Genomic DNA, 16,031 nt, shown 5'->3' on the forward strand with positions numbered 1-16,031 from the left:
GACCATCAAAGGGTTATAAAGACCACCTACTATCTAAGAGCGGGCCGCGATTTTGGTAGGCCTCTGTCGCGCCCTTACCTCGTTGGCGCATGCGACATGCCCAGACCGCGTCTCCGGCCGACAGCGAGGTTCTTTGCATTTTATTAAGATTGTTCGCAAAGACTGGCTTTGGGGACGGGCGAAATTCCAGGGGGGTGCACGTTGAGTGTGAGCCAACGAACTGGAGATATAGATGGCCGCGTCGCAATCCACCATTCTCGTCGTCGAAGACGAACCTCTCATCCGCCTCATCCTTGTCGAGGCATTGCAGGACGTGGGCTATCGAGTGTTGGCAGCGTCCAACGTCCTGGAGGCCATCGGGCAGATCGCAAGGCACTCCCGGATTGACGGCCTCGTTACGGATGTTGATTTGCCCGGCGGCCTGAGTGGCCTTGACCTGCTGGAACTGTTCAGCAACTGTCGGCCGGACGCCGCCAGGATCGTCGTCTCGGGCAGATCCGATCTAATGCTGGAGGCATTGCCGGCGACGGGACGAATCTTCGCCAAGCCCTACAGTCTCGACACCGTGATCGCTGAACTTGACGATCAGATCAGGGCGAAGGGCAACGCCCTGCCGGCTAGGCGCATCCGTTCGTAGCGTCGGGGCACTCCCCCGAGCCCCACGACCGCACCGCATCGATGTCTCCGGAGCCGTTTCACCCCTCTTATATCCCTTTCCTTTTTTAAAAATTTCACAGGATTACCGTGCTTTCCATTTCTTCGGACTTTCCCATATAAGCCGGCAACACTTCGAGAAACGGCAATATGACCTTTACGCCCGATACAACCAGCGAGATGAACAAGCACATCTGGACGATCGACTGGGAGAAAACGTCCTTCGGTGCCGAAGCCGATTGGCCACAAGAACTTCGGATGGCTTTGAGCCTTTGTCTCAACACCGCGATTCCCACGGCCCTCTACTGGGGCGACGATCTTCGTCTTCTGTACAATGATGCCTGGGCGCCGATTGCCGGGGAAAAGCACCCGTGGGCGCTGGGGCGGGCGGCCCGCGAGGTTTGGGCCGATATCTGGCATGTGATCGAGCCTCAGCTCCGCGCCGTATTGCAGACCGGCCAGGGATTTTCCGTCGCCGACCAGATGCTGCCCATGCAGCGCGGCGGCCGCACACAGCAGACCCATTGGGATTATAGCTTCGCGCCTATTTTCGGACAGAATGGCAAGGTTCTCGGCATCTTCAATCAGGGCAACGAGACGACGGCGCGCCTGTCGGCCGAGCGCGCACTACGCGCCAGCGAGGAACGGCTGGAATATGCCTTGGGGGCATCGGATACGGTGGGCACCTGGGATTGGGATGTGCCCAATGACAGGGTGGTTGCAGACACGCGCTTTGCCAAGCTCTACGGCGTTCCGCGCGAAAAGGCTGCGGCTGGCGCACCAATCGCTGATTTCTTCAACGCTATCCATCCAGACGACCTTCCCTCTGTGGAAGAAGCGATCGCGGCCGCCTTGAAGGGCGGCAGCATCTTTTCCCAGGAATATCGTCTCGTGCAGGCGAACGGCGCGCACAGATGGGTCATCGCCGAGGGACGGCCGACGCTCGCGCCCGACGGAACGCCCTTGCGCTTCCCCGGCATCAGCTTGGATATAACAGACCGCAAAAATGCCGAGGCCGCACTCCGCGACAGCGAGGAACGCTTCCGTGCCATCACCAACTCCATCGACCAGATGATCTGGTCGACCACCCCGGACGGATATCACGACTACTATAACCAGCGCTGGTACGATTTTACCGGCGTCCCGTCAGGCTCAACCGATGGCGAGGGCTGGGCGGGGATGTTTCACCCTGAAGACCAGGATCGCGCGTGGTCCGTGTGGCGGCACAGTCTGGAGACGGGAGAGCCCTATCACATCGAATACCGGCTACGGCACCGGAGTGGGAAATACCGCTGGGTGCTGGGTCGCGCACAGCCCGTGCACAACGAGGACGGCGCGATCACGCGTTGGTTTGGTTCCTGCACGGATATACAAGAGATCGTCGACGCGCGCGAAGTGCTCGCCCGGTCGCGCGAGGAGCTGGAAATGGAGGTGCGCGAGCGCACCGACAGGCTGATGGAAGCCGAGGGGCAACTTCGGCAGGCGCAGAAGATGGAAGCTGTCGGCCAGCTTACCGGGGGCGTGGCGCACGATTTCAACAATATGCTCGCCGTCATCCTCGGCGCGATGAACCTGCTTGAACGTCGGCTGGCGCGCGGAGACACCGACCTTGGCCGCTACATCGAGGCGGCCAAGGATGGGGCAAATCGGGCTGCGGCGCTTACGCAGCGCCTGCTTGCGTTTTCCCGACGGCAGCCGCTTCAACCGAAGGTCATCGAGCCGAACCGGATGGTTGCCGGGATGAGTGAATTGATGACACGCGCGCTGGGTGAGCAGGTCAAGGTCGAAACCGTTCTTGCCGCAGGTCTGTGGCGCATAAACGCCGATATCAGTCAGCTGGAGAATGCCATTCTCAACCTGGCCGTCAACGGACGAGACGCGATGCCGAATGGCGGACGACTTACCGTGGAGACTGCCAACACATTCATCGCGGAGGACTATGCCCAGGAGCATTCGATGGCCGTCGGGCAATATGTCATGATCGCGGTCACTGATACCGGCACGGGAATGAGTGGGGATACATTAACGAAAGCCTTCGATCCCTTCTTCACGACAAAAGAGGTCGGCAAGGGCTCGGGTCTTGGCCTGAGTCAAGTCTTCGGCTTCGTGCGGCAATCCGGTGGGCATGTTAAAATCTATTCCGAGCTGGGCCACGGAACGACCGTGAAATTGTACTTGCCTCGCCACTACGGCGAGGCTGATGCGAATGAAACATCGCCTGCGAGCGAGGAGCTGGCACGGGGCATGCGGGGAGAACTCGTTCTTGTTGTCGAGGACGACGAGCGTGTCCGTCACTTCTCTGTGGAGGCTCTGCGGGAGCTCGGTTACGACGTCGCGGCGGCATCGAGCGGCGCGGCGGCGATTGCCCTGCTGGAGGCCGGCATGAAGCCCGCTCTGTTGTTCACCGATGTCGTAATGCCGGAAATGACGGGCCGGGAGCTCGCGGTCTTAGCCTTGGAAAAGGTCGCTGGCCTCAAGGTGCTGTACACGACCGGCTATACGCGCAACGCGGTCGTGCATAACGGCGTCTTGGATCCCGGAACGCATCTGCTCCAAAAACCGTTTAGCTTGGAGCAGCTCGCTCAAAAGGTGCGTCACGTTATTGATGGATAGACGGTCAGCGAAAGCATGGCGTCATGTCTCGCGTGGCTCGCGGCCGATCGAGCCGCGCGAGACCAACGTGCAGGCCACCTTATGGAGGCCGGCTCGCCTTGCTCCAGATCTCCTTGCAAGCTGCTCGATGGCCCAGGCCCCCATGGGGCGGTGCGGAAGCTCAAGGGTCGTCAACTGCGGCCGCAGGTGACGAGACAGTTCATCGTCATCGTAGCCGACGACGGAGATGTCCTGGGGTATGCGCAGGCCGGCTTCGCCAATCGCCATGAAACAGCCCATAGCCATTTTGTCATTCTGACAGAAGATCGCGGTTGGTGGATCGGAAAGCGACAGGAGCTTTCGGGTCGCGTCGAAGCCGGATGTCGGCGTCCAGTTTCCTTCCGCCACCAAGCCATCGTCGTAGCGGAGCCCCGCTTCCGCAAGTGCCTGGCGATACCCAGCGAGGCGATCCTGCGCGGCCTCCATGAAGCTCTCGCCGACGATCGTCGCGATGCGCTTGTGTCCTTTCTTGATGAGAGACAGGGTTGCAATGCGCCCGCCGGTGACCTCGTCGGGAACGACAGCGGGAAACTGGTTCTCACCGGTATAGCAGTTGAGCAGTACAATCGGCACGGGGAGCCTGTCGAAGACTGCATCGAGTGATACACGACGGGTGAACACCGACATGTAGACGATGCCCTGGGCCCCGGCCCGCAGAAGGCGCGCTACCGCACTGCGCTCGTGTTCGGCCCGGCCTTGCGTCTGCGCCACGAGAATGGTGACATCATTCTCCCAGGATGCATGCCGCGCGCCCTCGATGGCGTTGACCGTCTCCGGAGTGGTCGCGAGTTGATCGACGATGAAGCCGATGCATCCACCGCGAAGATCCTCGAGGCCCGCGCGGCGAATGGGGCTCGCGAGTCCATAACCAAGCCGTGCGGCAACGTCGAGCACGCGTCCGCGAAGATCCGGAGAGATCTTGATATCCATGACATTATTGAGAACGACGGAAACTGTCGCCTGCGAGCAGCCCGCCGCCTTGGCCACATCCATCATCGTGACCCGCTTCGTTTTCCCGCCGTTCATGGTGCCCCCCCGCTTCACCCTTCTCTACATCACCTAATAAAATTCGGCCATTGACTAATATTTATTAGTTGCGGTAGCCTCGCCTTAGATTGGGAGGAGAGCCATATGAAAATGACCTCAGCATGCGACTACGACATCGCCGCGCAGATGGCGCAGCTGACAGCTGACGGCATTATCGGCTTAAAGGGGGCCTTCAGCCCCGCCTGGGCTGACGACATGCGCGAGGATATGATGACGGCCTTCTGGTCGGCAATTCAGAGGCCCGGCGGCGCGGTCGGCCGCGGCCCGCGGCGGTGGTATGTCGAAATCCACCCGCAAGCCTTCCGCGGCTTCGTCGATCTCATCACTCACCCCTGGGTCGTTGACGTGTGCACCAATGTGCTAGGACCGGATTATCAGATCGTGGAGATTGGCCTCGACGTGCCTTTCCAAGGTGCCAAGTATCAGCCTTGGCACCGTGATTTCCCCTCACCCGTCGATACCTACCGCGATCGCCAGATCACTTCGCTTGCTTTCAATCTCACGGGCGTCGATGTCACCGAAGACATGGGACCCTTCGAAATCGCACCGGGAACGCAATATGATGATGGCCGAGAATGGAAACATGAAATGTTTCCGGACAAGGTGCTCTGGGGCCGTTTCCAGGAGCGTGCGACGCGCAAATATCCGCAGCGCGGTGACATTTCCTGCCGTTCGGCGCTGACGGTTCACCGTGGGACGGAGCATCAATCCCCGATTGCGCGCCCGGTCATGGTGCTGGGCGTCGACAGGCCAGGCGCGGGCCACGCAGAGCTGCATGACATGATGGTAACGCAGGATTGGTACGATGCCCTTCCCGAGATCGGCAAGAAACACCTCGTTTGCCGCGTCGTAAAAGAGCTTGTGCCGATCACGCAGAAACACGACATCGAAGGCCTTGTGATGGGCGCGGACCCGGCGTAGGCCTTTACTCTCCGTATGCCAACCTTCGTACGAGCGCCGATTTGAAAAATAGGCCTGTCGACGCTCGTTCTCATTGTCGGACGACGGTCTGCAAAACCCTTGATGCAGTGACATCAAAGAGCGCCCGTGTTTGTGCACCGCGGGCGCTTGCCTAGCCGTCTCTATTGGAGCCGACAGCCCCGTCGTGCCCTTCGACATCCGCATGAAGCTTTCCGAGCGACCAGCCCCACCGTGACGGTGTCCCCAGCGATTGCCTTTGTCTTCCTAAACCCGGCTGGATTTTTCGTTGAAATCCGTCACCGGCGCCCAACGTTGTTACCACTACAGGTTTCACGTCAACATCAAAGAGGCAAGTGCTGCCACGATTGCGCTGCGGCTATAGGGTTTACGAACGATGGGGATGCCGGTGAATGCTTCGGGCAGTTCCGCCCCCTCGCCGTAGCCCGTTGCGAACACGAAGGGCGTGCCCCGTTTGCGCAGTTCTTCTGCGATCGTGAAGGAATTCGTCGGTCCGAGGTTGATATCGAGGATGGCGAGGTCGGGTGGGCTGGCTTCGATCTGCGCCATTGCCTGCTTCACGGAATTGGCCGTCGCGACCTTCGACAAGCCCTCATCGGCGAGCATGGCCTCAAGGTCCAGCGCAATCAGCATCTGATCCTCGACGATGAGCACAGAAGGGTCCGTGGCTTTCAGGGTGTTCGATCGTGCGGACAGATCGTCCGGTACGTCCGTTGTCCGTGCCGGGCTCGAGGCGGTGAGTTTCGCATGCGGGGGCGGGATCCTGAAGGTCGCTTCCAGCCCCGCGGGCTCGAAGTGGATCGCGCTTTCGCCATTGAGGTCGTAGGGAACGCTGCGCTCAATCAGCGCGCTGCCGAAGCCGCTGCGTGCGGGAATGTGCACAATGGGGCCGCCCCGCTCCCGCCAGAGGATTTCGCAGACGGTTTCCTTCGCCATCGTCCAGGAAATCTCCACCGAGCCGGTCGCAACCGACAAGGCGCCATATTTGGCGGCATTGGTCGCAAGCTCGTGAAACACCAGCGCCATGACGGAGAAGGCCCGGCTGTCGAGCCAGACGGCCGGACCGGAATAGCTGACGGTCGACGCCTTTGTTCGATAGGGCTGAAGTTCCGCCTGCAGCAGATCGGCCAGAATGCCGCCACCATCGCCGCGCACCACCTGATCATGAGCCACCGAGAGGGCCTCGATGCGGCCTTGCAGGGTGGCCACATAGTCCTCCAGGCTGCTCTTGTGATGCTGCGGGCTGGTCACCAGCGACTTGATGACGGCGAGGATGTTTTTCACACGATGGCTGAGTTCCTGGTTCAGCATGCGCTGCCGCACCTCGGATTTGCGCCGCTCGCCAGCCATCAATTCGTTGTGGCGCAGAACGATTTCGACGATCGAAACCCGCGCGATTTCGGCAATTTCGCGCTCGGCCTCCGTCCAGGCCTGAGCCTGGGCTTTCACCGTTTCCTTCCAGATCGCAAAACTTTTCCGAGGCGTGAGCCGGTCACCGAGCGGCCCCGTCTCGTAGGTTTTTTCAGGATTGCCCGCCCAGTCCAGCGTCTGCACCAGCTCCTTACGGAAAAAGAGGAGACAATCCGATCCCGTCTGCGAGAGCGGAATGGCGAGCAGGCCGGACACGTGGTCGCTAAAGGCTGCGGCCTCGGGCACCTTCTGCGACAGCGCATGCGTTGCCCAGACGCGGCCTTCGCTGGCGATTCTGGTGATGTCGAGAAGATGGGCGACCGCATCTTCGGGCGGGGTCGCGCCAAGGCCCGTCCATTTCCCGTCAAACATCAGGCCGACCCCGTCATTCGGCAGAAGCCGGGAGAATTCCTGCAGGCTCTGGCGAAGCAGCGCCCCCACATCCTCATGGTGAGCCGAGAGAATGAGAAAACGGTCCAGGGCCTCGCGGGTACCGGCAACGGCTGCGACGCGTTGGCGCTCCTTGAGTGATTTCAGGTGAAGCGAGAAGAATTCACCGAACACCTCCATGGCCACACGCTGCGCCATGGGAAGCGCAAGCGGTGAATAGTGATGGCAAGCGATCAGGCCCCAAAGCGTGCCGTCGATAATGATCGAGATCGACATGGAAGCCGCGACCCCCATATTGCGCAAATACTCGCAATGAATGGGGGAAACGCTGCGCAGATGCGCAAAACTGAGATCAAGCGGCTCGCCGGACGCATCCAGCAGCGGGGTTACCGGCACCCGCTCACCGCTGGCGTCGGCAATCACGCGGATGGTATTCTTGAGATAGAGCGCACGGGCCTGCTGAGGAATGTCGCTTGCCGGAAAATACTGACCGAGAAAGCTCTCGAGATCGGCCCGTTTCGTTTCGCTGACGACCTTGCCCGAGCCGTCTTGTTCGAAGCGGTAAATCATGACGCGGTCGTATCCGGTCGCGCCCGCAACGATTCGGCCTGCGCGCTGCACAAGGCGATCGACATCGGTGATGTCGCTGATGCGGCCGATCATTTCACGCGCTATATGCAGCGGCTGGCCGACCGCCGGCGCCGGTTCGAACTCGATGATGACGGCGGATTTATAGTGATGAATCGCGATGTCGAAGGCACGCTCACCGCACATTACACCCAGAAGGAGCGCTGGCCGCGCCGCTGTCGACGCAGTTGCGAGGGCATTGCGCAGGTCATGCAGCAGCTTCTCGCCGACGACCTCGCCGACACCGCGACCGAGCAAAACGCGTTCGAAACCCAAGATCGCCTGCGCATTTTCCGATACACGCTCGATCGTCGTCAGACCGATATTGCACGCCAGAAGGCAACCATGCGACTGTATGCTGCCGGGAATGTGGATAGGCTCTCGGTCGCAGGTAGCCAGATTTACAGGTTCAGTGGGCGACAAAGACATCACTTTCAAAGCATCGCAGGGCGAGGGCGAAGACCGCATTAGCAGACGCCGCGGCCCGCTCGACGTCGAAGTTTTGCGCTTCGTCCAAGAGTAATAGAAAGGACTGCCACTGCGCTATGTCCTTTGACATAACGGCGAGATGCCGCGCGCCAAAAGTTTCATCCAGCCCCAGCGCCGCTGCCCTCTGCCGAAGAACCCGGGAGCCAAGTGTCGAGCCCTCCAGCACATAAAGCGCGCCGAGCAGAGCGCTTTCGTCGGAAAGATCCATGTCGGGATCGATGTCTTTCAAGGGTGGGATTTTGAGGTCGATCGCGTCCTCCTCAAGCACATCCGCGAGTGCGGTTGGGCGAAAGGACCAGCCGGCCGGCCAGGTCACGTGTTGCAACGCGCCGTCCACGGCAGTGCGAAACCTGCCAAGTCCCGCCAGATAGCGTCGATACTGCTCCACCGTATCGAAACCACCGACGGCGGCGTCCAATCGTTCATGTATGCTCTGTGTACGCGCCCGTAGATCAAAGCGTCGTTCGCTGACGGCCAATCGGTTTTCCTTCCATCGGGACGCAGACATTCCCAATGCTCATCAATCATCTTCATTGGTTTAAACGACGGCATGTGATCAGGAACAGTCAGCGAAGAAATCGCGGATAAATTAGATCGCTGGCACCGTTGCGACAAGGGGAGCCGCGGCGAGCCAGGGACAGTGAACGTCCAAAGCCGCTACTGGCGGCACATGGTGCGGTTCAAAACGGCGCGCCCCAGGCGGATCGATTTTGCCGATCGGCAACGAGCAGGATTCGCTTTTCCGCGAGAAGGCTTCTCCATCTGCACACCTCGCCATTGCAAGGCGACATTTTTGCTCCCATCTCATTACGCCTAAGCAATGGAGAAACCGGTGATGAAGGAGTTTTTCATCAATATCGTATCCGACGATGCGGTGGAAATCGTGGCGCCGGAGGGGAAAAAGACTGGATTGCGGCGCTCGAATATCTGCCTCTGTTGCGAGCGCTCGGATCGGCCAATGGACGACGATGGCTGCGGCATCTGCGATGCGTGTCTCGGTTTGCCACTTCGCCCCGTCGATTCGCGAGACGGTCTTGAATTCCCCCCGCCCTCACCCCATCTCTCACTCACTGCCCGTAATCGATGACTGCCTGCAGCGATAGTTCTCTGTCGCGCGTTTGTAGTCGTCCGGGTCTGGAAGGGCGCTCTCCGAAGGGATTGAGCGCCCTTCGTCATTTCGGCAACCCGCGGAGTTTGGCAGCATGTTGATGTCGTCGTGTTGTGCCGCATCTGCAACGCCCTTTTCGGTCGGCAATTTTCGCGCAAGGACTTCGATGCATCTTGCGCAACCAGATCGTAGGTAGGGAGCAATCCTTGGGAAGTGGAATGAGCATTTTCGAATCGAGCACGGAGCGCATGGCATGGAACATCGCGGCGCGCCACTTCGCGAATGGACAGAAGGATCCGGTCGCGATGATCGTCGAGGGCATTGAAGAGGAGCGGCGGCGCTGCATCGAATTGTTGCAGGCAGCAACCGGTGACGCCGAAATTCCGCCGTTCCTGGTCGATCCCGATCACGATTGGTGAGCCCAGGAGTCCACGCTTTTGAGCCTTGTTTCAGCAAATTAACGAGCTGAGCCAGGCAACATAAATGCTGAAATCGACCGTCAGGTCGGCTCTTGCCATAGTCACTTGGCCTTTGCCGGTGTGGCGATGGACGAGTTTCCGCCTCCATTCTCCGACGGAAAATTCGGCGATGCGCAGCGCCGTCGGTGCCGGTTGAGAGTGCCGTCGCTTCCGCTGCGGCACGAAGGCCTCGATCGATCTACTCCTCCCGGGATTTCAACTCGACGGTAAGCGCACAGGACGCGGAATCGGAGTGTGACTATTCGGCAAACGCGATCGCGGGCATTTGTTTCGATGCGGCGACCGACAGACCATCCCGATCACATCCATCGAGCGGGCTTCCTCAGCGCAGACACAATGCTTATCGTGCACTCGGATCATCAACAGGCGCAGAGATTTATCCGGTGCATAGCGACGACAACGTTTCCGACAGCCCCATCACCGGCGCCACGCTGTCCGCGGACATGCGGAGCCTCGTCGAAAGCGAAGCGCGCCTTCGGTTCCTCGACAGGCTGGCAAAGGCAACCGCCGCAAGTGCCGACGCCGATGAAATCCTGCGGATCACCACGCGCATGCTCGGCGAATATCTCGGCGTTTCCGTATGCGCCTATGCGGATATGGAAGCCGATCAGGATCATTTCACCATTCGCGGGGACTGGAGTGCCGAGGGATCGCCGAGTATCAAGGGTTATTATAGTCTGGCGACCTTCGGCGCGCGCGCCGTCGACGACCTTCACGCCGGCAGACCACTCGTCATCAATGACAACAGCGCAGAGCTCCCTGCGGAAGAGGCCGCCACTTTTCAGGCAATAGGCATCTCCGCGACGATCTGCATGCCGCTGGTCAAGCGCGACCGCTTGACCGCCCTTATGGCCATCCACCACAAGGAACCGCACAGCTGGACGCTTTCGGAACTCGCCATCCTCACTGAGGTCACGGAACGTTCTTGGGCCCATATAGAACGCGTGCGATCCGGGCAAGCGGCCGACGAAGCAGCCGAACGGCTGAAACTTGCCACCGACGCCGCCTCGATCGGCATTTGGGATTATGATGTCGCTTCAAATCGTCTAACGTGGGATGCGCGTTGCAAAGCGCTTTTCGGGCTGCCGGCGGATGCGGATATCTCCTACGAAGATAGCTTTCTTGCGGGGCTTCATCCCGAGGACCGCGAGCGCGCGAACGAGGCGGTCCGCAAAGCAATCTCAGGCACCGCGTCACAACCCTTCAATATCGAATACCGAACCGTCGGTCTCCGCGATCATATCGAGCGCTGGGTTGCCGCCAGCGGCGACATGGTTGCGGCGAAGAACGGCAGGCTCAGGTTCGTGGGCACGGTGCGCGATATCACGACGCAGAAGAAAACCGAGCGCCATCTGAAAATCGTGAACGCTACGGGCGCTGCTATCGCCGCCGAACTGGATCTCGAGAAGATCGTGCAAACCGTGACCGATGCAGGTGTTGAGCTTTCCGGCGCTGAGTTCGGTGCCTTCTTCTACAATGTTCTCGACAATGAGGGCGGGAGCTACATGCTCTATTCCCTTTCAGGCGCACCACGCAGGGCCTTCGAGAATTATCCGATGCCGCGGGCAACGGCCGTATTCAAACCCACCTTCCTAGGGGAGGGCGTGGTGCGCTCAGACGATATCCTGCAGGATCCTCGTTACGGCCAAAACAGCCCTCGAAACGGCATGCCTCCCGGTCATTTACCCGTGCGCTCCTATCTCGCCGTGCCCGTGATATCCAGATCCGGCGAGGTGCTTGGCGGACTTTTCTTCGGGCACAAGGAGACCGGTCGTTTTGCCGAAGAGCACGAAACCGCGCTGCTGGGCATTGCGGGTCATGCCGCCACCGCGATCGATAACGCACGGTTGTTCCAGTCGGCAGAGGCGGAGCTCGCACGCCGCCGGCGCGCCGAAGAGGAACTCACCTTGCTGAACGCATCGCTCGAACAGCGGGTGGCAGAAGAAGTGCTGGAACGCGCACGCACCGAAGCGCAGTTGCGTCAGGCGCAGAAGATGGAGGCCGTTGGCCAGCTCACCGGTGGCATCGCCCACGACTTCAACAACATGCTCGCCGTCATTATCGGCGGCCTTGGCATGTTGCAGCGACGCCTCGCGCGCGGAGACACCGATGTCGGCAGGTTTGTCGATGGCGCCGTCGAGGCCGCACACCGTGCCGCCAGTCTTACACAGCGGCTGCTGGCATTCTCACGGCGCCAGCCTCTTTCACCACAACCCCTGGACCCCAATCGCATGGTCGCCGGCATGAGCGATCTCCTCTCGCGAACGCTTGGTGAGACCGTCGCGCTCGAGACGGTCCTAGCGGCGGGTGTGTGGCAGATCAATGCTGATCCCGCGCAGCTGGAAAGCGGTATTCTCAACCTCTGCGTCAATGCACGCGATGCCATGCCAGGTGGTGGACGACTGACGATCGAGACGTCGAATGCCTATGTCGATGAACGCTATGCGAAGGAAACAGGCCTTCAAAGCGGGCAGTTCGTGCTGATTGCGGTCACCGACACCGGCACAGGAATGGAAGAAGCGGTGATGGCGCAGGCGTTCGATCCTTTTTTTACCACCAAGGAGGTCGGCAAGGGCACCGGTCTCGGCTTGAGCCAGGTCTATGGTTTCGTGCGTCAATCGGGCGGATTGGTCAAAATCTATTCCGAGCCTCATATCGGAACCACGGTGAAAATCTATCTGCCGCGACACCACGGTGCCGTATCCCATCTCGCTGAGCAGGTTCAGCCGCAGCAGCCTCTGTCGGGTCAGGCAAGCGAGGTGATCATGGTCGTCGAGGACGACCTGCGTGTTCGGGCCATCTCCGTTGATGCCCTGCGCGAGCTGGGATACACAGTGATTGAAGCGGCCGATGCGGCGCACGCACTCCATCTCGTCGAAGGCGGCCAGCTTATCTCGCTACTCTTCACCGACGTCGTCATGCCCGGAATGTCCGGTCGGGAACTCGTGGATCGCCTGCGGCGGATCGGGGCGACGTTCCCCGTGCTTTACACGACGGGCTATACGCGAAACGCGATCGTCCACAACGGAATCCTGGATCCTCACATCCAGCTTCTCTCCAAGCCCTTCACCGTGGAGGAGTTGGCTAGAAAGGTGCGTCTGATGCTTGATGAGCGTTTGGATTAGGACAACTAGTGTTTGGAGGTCAGGCCGGGAATTCGTTACCCTTGCAGTAAGGTTTCAAGGTCTCCACCAGCGCGCCGAGATTTTCCTTGAGGAAATAGCCCGCGACGTTCTTGTCATAGGCGGACTTCCGGTCGCTCTCGTAGCCCGATGTCGTCAGCATGAAGACGATGCTTTGTTTGAACTCATCGTCGCGACGCAACTCGTCGAGTAGAGTGATACCATCCATGCGCGGCATGTTGATATCCAGAAGGATGACGCAAGGCTGCGGCAGTTTCGGCCGGCCGTGACTGCCGCGCAGCATTTCCAGAGCTTCCTCGCCGTCGCCGGCGCTATGGGTCGGATTTGCAAAGTCTGCTCGCCGGAATGCCCGCTTGACGGCCTCCGTATCGATATCGTTGTCCTCAACGATGAGCGCGTCGACAAGCTTACCCGTCATTTCTCTTCGTATCCTCTATGGCCACCCGCCGCCTTGGGCCATGTAAACGAGAACCGGGAGCCCCTACCCGGTGCCGATTCCACGGTGATTTGGCCACCGTGCGCGTCAACGTGCTTCTTCGTCAACGCCAGACCCATGCCGCTCCCGTCTTTTTGCGACTGTGGTTTCAGCGTTTGAAACATCTCGAAGATTTTTTGATGATATTTCGGATCTATACCTGGTCCGTCATCCGCCACCGTAAAGGCAAACCGCTCGCCGATATCACGAACGCCGACATCAATGCGACCGGAGTCGCCGCTATGGTGCTTGACGGCGTTGTGGATCAAATTGTGAAAAATCTGCTGAAGCGGCATCCGCGGAACGGAAATCCCGTTGAAGCGCTGGTCCACCGTGATGATGAAACCCGTGGGAGGGGCGATCAGGCTGACGACATCCTCTAACAGCTGGTGCCCCGCTACCGCATCCTCGTCCGCAGCTGCATTGCCCTGATCGATCCGTGCGTAGCTGAGGATATCCTGGAGAAGTTTCTCCATGCGCCGTGCCTGGCCCCGCAGTTTCTGCAGGTGCTCCACACTCTGAGGCAGCAGCGTGTCGGCGGCGTCTTCCTCGATCCAGCCAGCAAGAACGTCGATTGAGCGCAGCGGCGAGCGGAGATCGTGCGCCGTCGCATAGGCGAATTGTTCGAGGTTTTGGTTGGACCGCAGAAGTTTTTCGACGAGGACCGCTCTCTCTGCCGCCACCTTGCGCCGTTCGGCAATCAGCCGTTCGATCTTGACCAAAAGCTCCCGTGCGGAAAACGGCTTGGAAATGTATTCATGTATGCCCTCCTGCAGGAGTTGAAGCTTCAGCGGGTCATCCATCTTGGCCGTCAGCATGAGGATGGGAGTATCTCGTGTCGCCGGCTCCTCCAGCAGAGCCCGCGCCATTTCGTCGCCCGTCATGACCGGCATCATAACATCGGTGATAACAAGATCAGGCAGAAACCGTCGAGCGGCGGCCAGCCCCGCGCGCCCATCTACTGCCGTTTCGACGCGGTAGTGCGCAGCCAACAGACTAACGACATAGCTGCGCATATCCGCGTTGTCATCGACGACGAGAATGCGGGCAGCACGATCAGAACTTTGCACGCCCGGCTCGTCGATGGGGATTCGCACCAGTTCAGGGCCAAGCATATCCGCCTCGTCGAGCGGTGCCGTAGGCTCGCCGAATTCGGCGACCGAAACCCCATGCGGTGCGGCGACAGGGAGTGAAACGCTGAAGCGTGCGCCTCCGAGTATGCTTGTGCCCACTTCGACGCTACCACGCAGCAGCGATGCGAACTCTTGGACGATGGCAAGTCCCAGTCCCGTTCCGCCCTTCGCCCGCCGGGCGCCGCCGTCCAGCTGCTGGAATCGTTCGAACACGCGACCTCGGTCTTCCTGAGGAATACCAGGACCGCTGTCATCGACATGGAAGACGGCCTGGTCGCCGACGTGCTCCAGGGAGAGTTCCACGGCACCGCCCGGTGGCGTGAATTTGAAGGCGTTCGACAGCAGATTGAGCAGAATCCGCTGCAATTTTGCCGCATCGACTTCCATCTGGAGCGCGCGCGGCTCAACCTGTCTAAAGGTGATAGCGCGCTCGCGCGCCAAGCTGGCGAAATTGGACGCCAGTGTTCTCGTAAAGCCTGCGGCGTCGAGGTGCGCATAACTCAGATCGAATTTCCCGGCTTCCAGCTTGGCAACGTCGAGCAGATCGTTGACCTGCCCGAGCAGGATCAAAGCATTTCTCTCGGCAATCTCCAGATCCTGCCGACCCCCGATATGCCGCTCGGGCTGCGAAAGAAGTTTTCGGAGTGGTCCGAGGATCAGCGTCAACGGTGTGCGCAGTTCATGGCTGATATTGGCGAAGAAATCGGTCCTGAGTTTGTCGAGGTCGCGAAGACGCCGGTTTGCTTCCGCCAGTTCCTGCGCGCGCTGGAAGACTTCGATCTCCATCTTCTGTGCACGGCTGCGCAGCTGCTCGTTTGCCTCAAGCTGTGCGGTGTCCCGGATTTTAAGGCTGATGAATTCAGTGACATCCTCGACCCGGTGGATCACATAGGCGACCTTGCCCTGGTCGTCGAAGACAGGTTTGTTGAACGGGCTCCAGAAGCGAGCCTCGAAACCGCTTCCGTCCGGTTTGCGCACGTCATACTTCTGGACGGCCATCGTATCACCAGCGCCAGTGGCGATTACGCGCCGCAACGAGTCCCCCAGATTGCTGACGCCCGTCGCGCCTGCGTCATCGGGATTGTCAGGGAAAACATCGAAAATACTGCGGCCGACGATTGAGGCACGAACGGTCATCGTAGCGTTGAGGTAAGCATCGCTGACCGCGACAATCAGCAGGTTTCTGTCGAGCACCAGATAGAGTCCCGGCGCAGACTCGAACAACACACGAAAGTCCGGCAGCATCACCTGTCCCTCGCCCACATCGTGATTCGTCACGCACGGCGCAGCCGTGCTTCGGCATATTGTCGTAACCGACACCATGGCGGAAGGGCTGCTGGACATTTAAAAGGGAGGCATCTCACGGATGCGCTACCTATGCGGAACCCATCGAATAGGGTTGTCGTCCGCCGACCGGCTTTTCATGGGCGCTTGCTTTCTGCGTGCTGCGCAATACCAGCCAAGGATCAATCGGCGCTCGGAACG

Annotated in this window: 10 protein-coding genes; 5 read left to right on the forward strand and 5 right to left on the reverse strand. The window is 59.9% G+C overall.

Translation table 11 applies throughout. The annotated features are described in order from the left end of the window. Nucleotides 1–232: 232 nt before the first annotated feature. Together D0Y60_RS14985 and D0Y60_RS14990 are read left to right on the forward strand one after the other, a co-directional pair. On the forward strand, nt 233–637 hold the full coding sequence (locus tag D0Y60_RS14985; protein WP_117370776.1) for a response regulator: 405 nt from the start codon (nt 233–235) through the stop codon (nt 635–637). Nucleotides 638–804: 167 nt separating this feature from the next. Further along, on the forward strand, nt 805–3,267 hold the full coding sequence (locus D0Y60_RS14990; RefSeq protein ID WP_199564198.1) for a PAS domain-containing sensor histidine kinase: 2,463 nt from the start codon (nt 805–807) through the stop codon (nt 3,265–3,267). 21 nt (nt 3,268–3,288) lie between these two features. Here the strand turns inward: D0Y60_RS14990 and D0Y60_RS14995 are convergent, their stop codons facing one another. After that, the gene (locus tag D0Y60_RS14995; protein WP_117370777.1) at nt 3,289–4,332 is read right to left on the reverse strand and encodes a LacI family DNA-binding transcriptional regulator; all 1,044 of its coding nucleotides are present in this window, start codon (nt 4,330–4,332) and stop codon (nt 3,289–3,291) included. Nucleotides 4,333–4,437: 105 nt separating this feature from the next. Here D0Y60_RS14995 and D0Y60_RS15000 point away from each other — a divergent pair, with 105 nt between their 5' ends. Then, on the forward strand, nt 4,438–5,274 hold the full coding sequence (locus D0Y60_RS15000; protein WP_117370778.1) for a phytanoyl-CoA dioxygenase family protein: 837 nt from the start codon (nt 4,438–4,440) through the stop codon (nt 5,272–5,274). Nucleotides 5,275–5,604: 330 nt separating this feature from the next. On the opposite strand, the gene D0Y60_RS15005 is transcribed toward D0Y60_RS15000, so the two are convergent. Next, nucleotides 5,605–8,148, reverse strand: coding sequence for an HWE histidine kinase domain-containing protein (locus D0Y60_RS15005; RefSeq protein ID WP_117370779.1), 2,544 nt, complete (start codon nt 8,146–8,148; stop codon nt 5,605–5,607). Beyond that, nucleotides 8,129–8,686 carry a biliverdin-producing heme oxygenase gene (locus D0Y60_RS15010; protein WP_117370780.1) on the reverse strand — a complete coding sequence of 186 codons (558 nt, stop codon included), beginning with the start codon at nt 8,684–8,686 and terminating at the stop codon, nt 8,129–8,131. Before D0Y60_RS15010 ends, D0Y60_RS15005 begins: the two co-directional genes overlap by 20 nt. 848 nt (nt 8,687–9,534) lie before the next feature. Here D0Y60_RS15010 and D0Y60_RS15020 point away from each other — a divergent pair. Both D0Y60_RS15020 and D0Y60_RS15025 read left to right on the forward strand, forming a co-directional pair. Further along, a complete protein-coding gene (locus D0Y60_RS15020) occupies nt 9,535–9,735 on the forward strand; it encodes a hypothetical protein (RefSeq protein ID WP_117370782.1) in 201 nt (66 codons plus the stop codon). Nucleotides 9,736–10,178: 443 nt separating this feature from the next. Then, the gene (locus tag D0Y60_RS15025; RefSeq protein WP_245409190.1) at nt 10,179–12,920 is read left to right on the forward strand and encodes a GAF domain-containing protein; all 2,742 of its coding nucleotides are present in this window, start codon (nt 10,179–10,181) and stop codon (nt 12,918–12,920) included. A 19-nt stretch (nt 12,921–12,939) separates the two neighbouring features. On the opposite strand, the gene D0Y60_RS15030 is transcribed toward D0Y60_RS15025, so the two are convergent. Together D0Y60_RS15030 and D0Y60_RS15035 are read right to left on the reverse strand one after the other, a co-directional pair. After that, on the reverse strand, nt 12,940–13,356 hold the full coding sequence (locus D0Y60_RS15030; RefSeq protein WP_117370783.1) for a response regulator: 417 nt from the start codon (nt 13,354–13,356) through the stop codon (nt 12,940–12,942). Beyond that, entirely contained in the window at nt 13,353–15,791 is a 2,439-nt protein-coding gene (locus D0Y60_RS15035) for an ATP-binding protein (protein ID WP_158565493.1), read from the reverse strand. The genes D0Y60_RS15030 and D0Y60_RS15035 overlap by 4 nt, the downstream gene beginning before the upstream one ends. Nucleotides 15,792–16,031 lie beyond the last annotated feature (240 nt).

Origin of the sequence: Shinella sp. WSJ-2, assembly GCF_003432075.1 — a bacterium.
Taxonomy (GTDB): domain Bacteria; phylum Pseudomonadota; class Alphaproteobacteria; order Rhizobiales; family Rhizobiaceae; genus Shinella.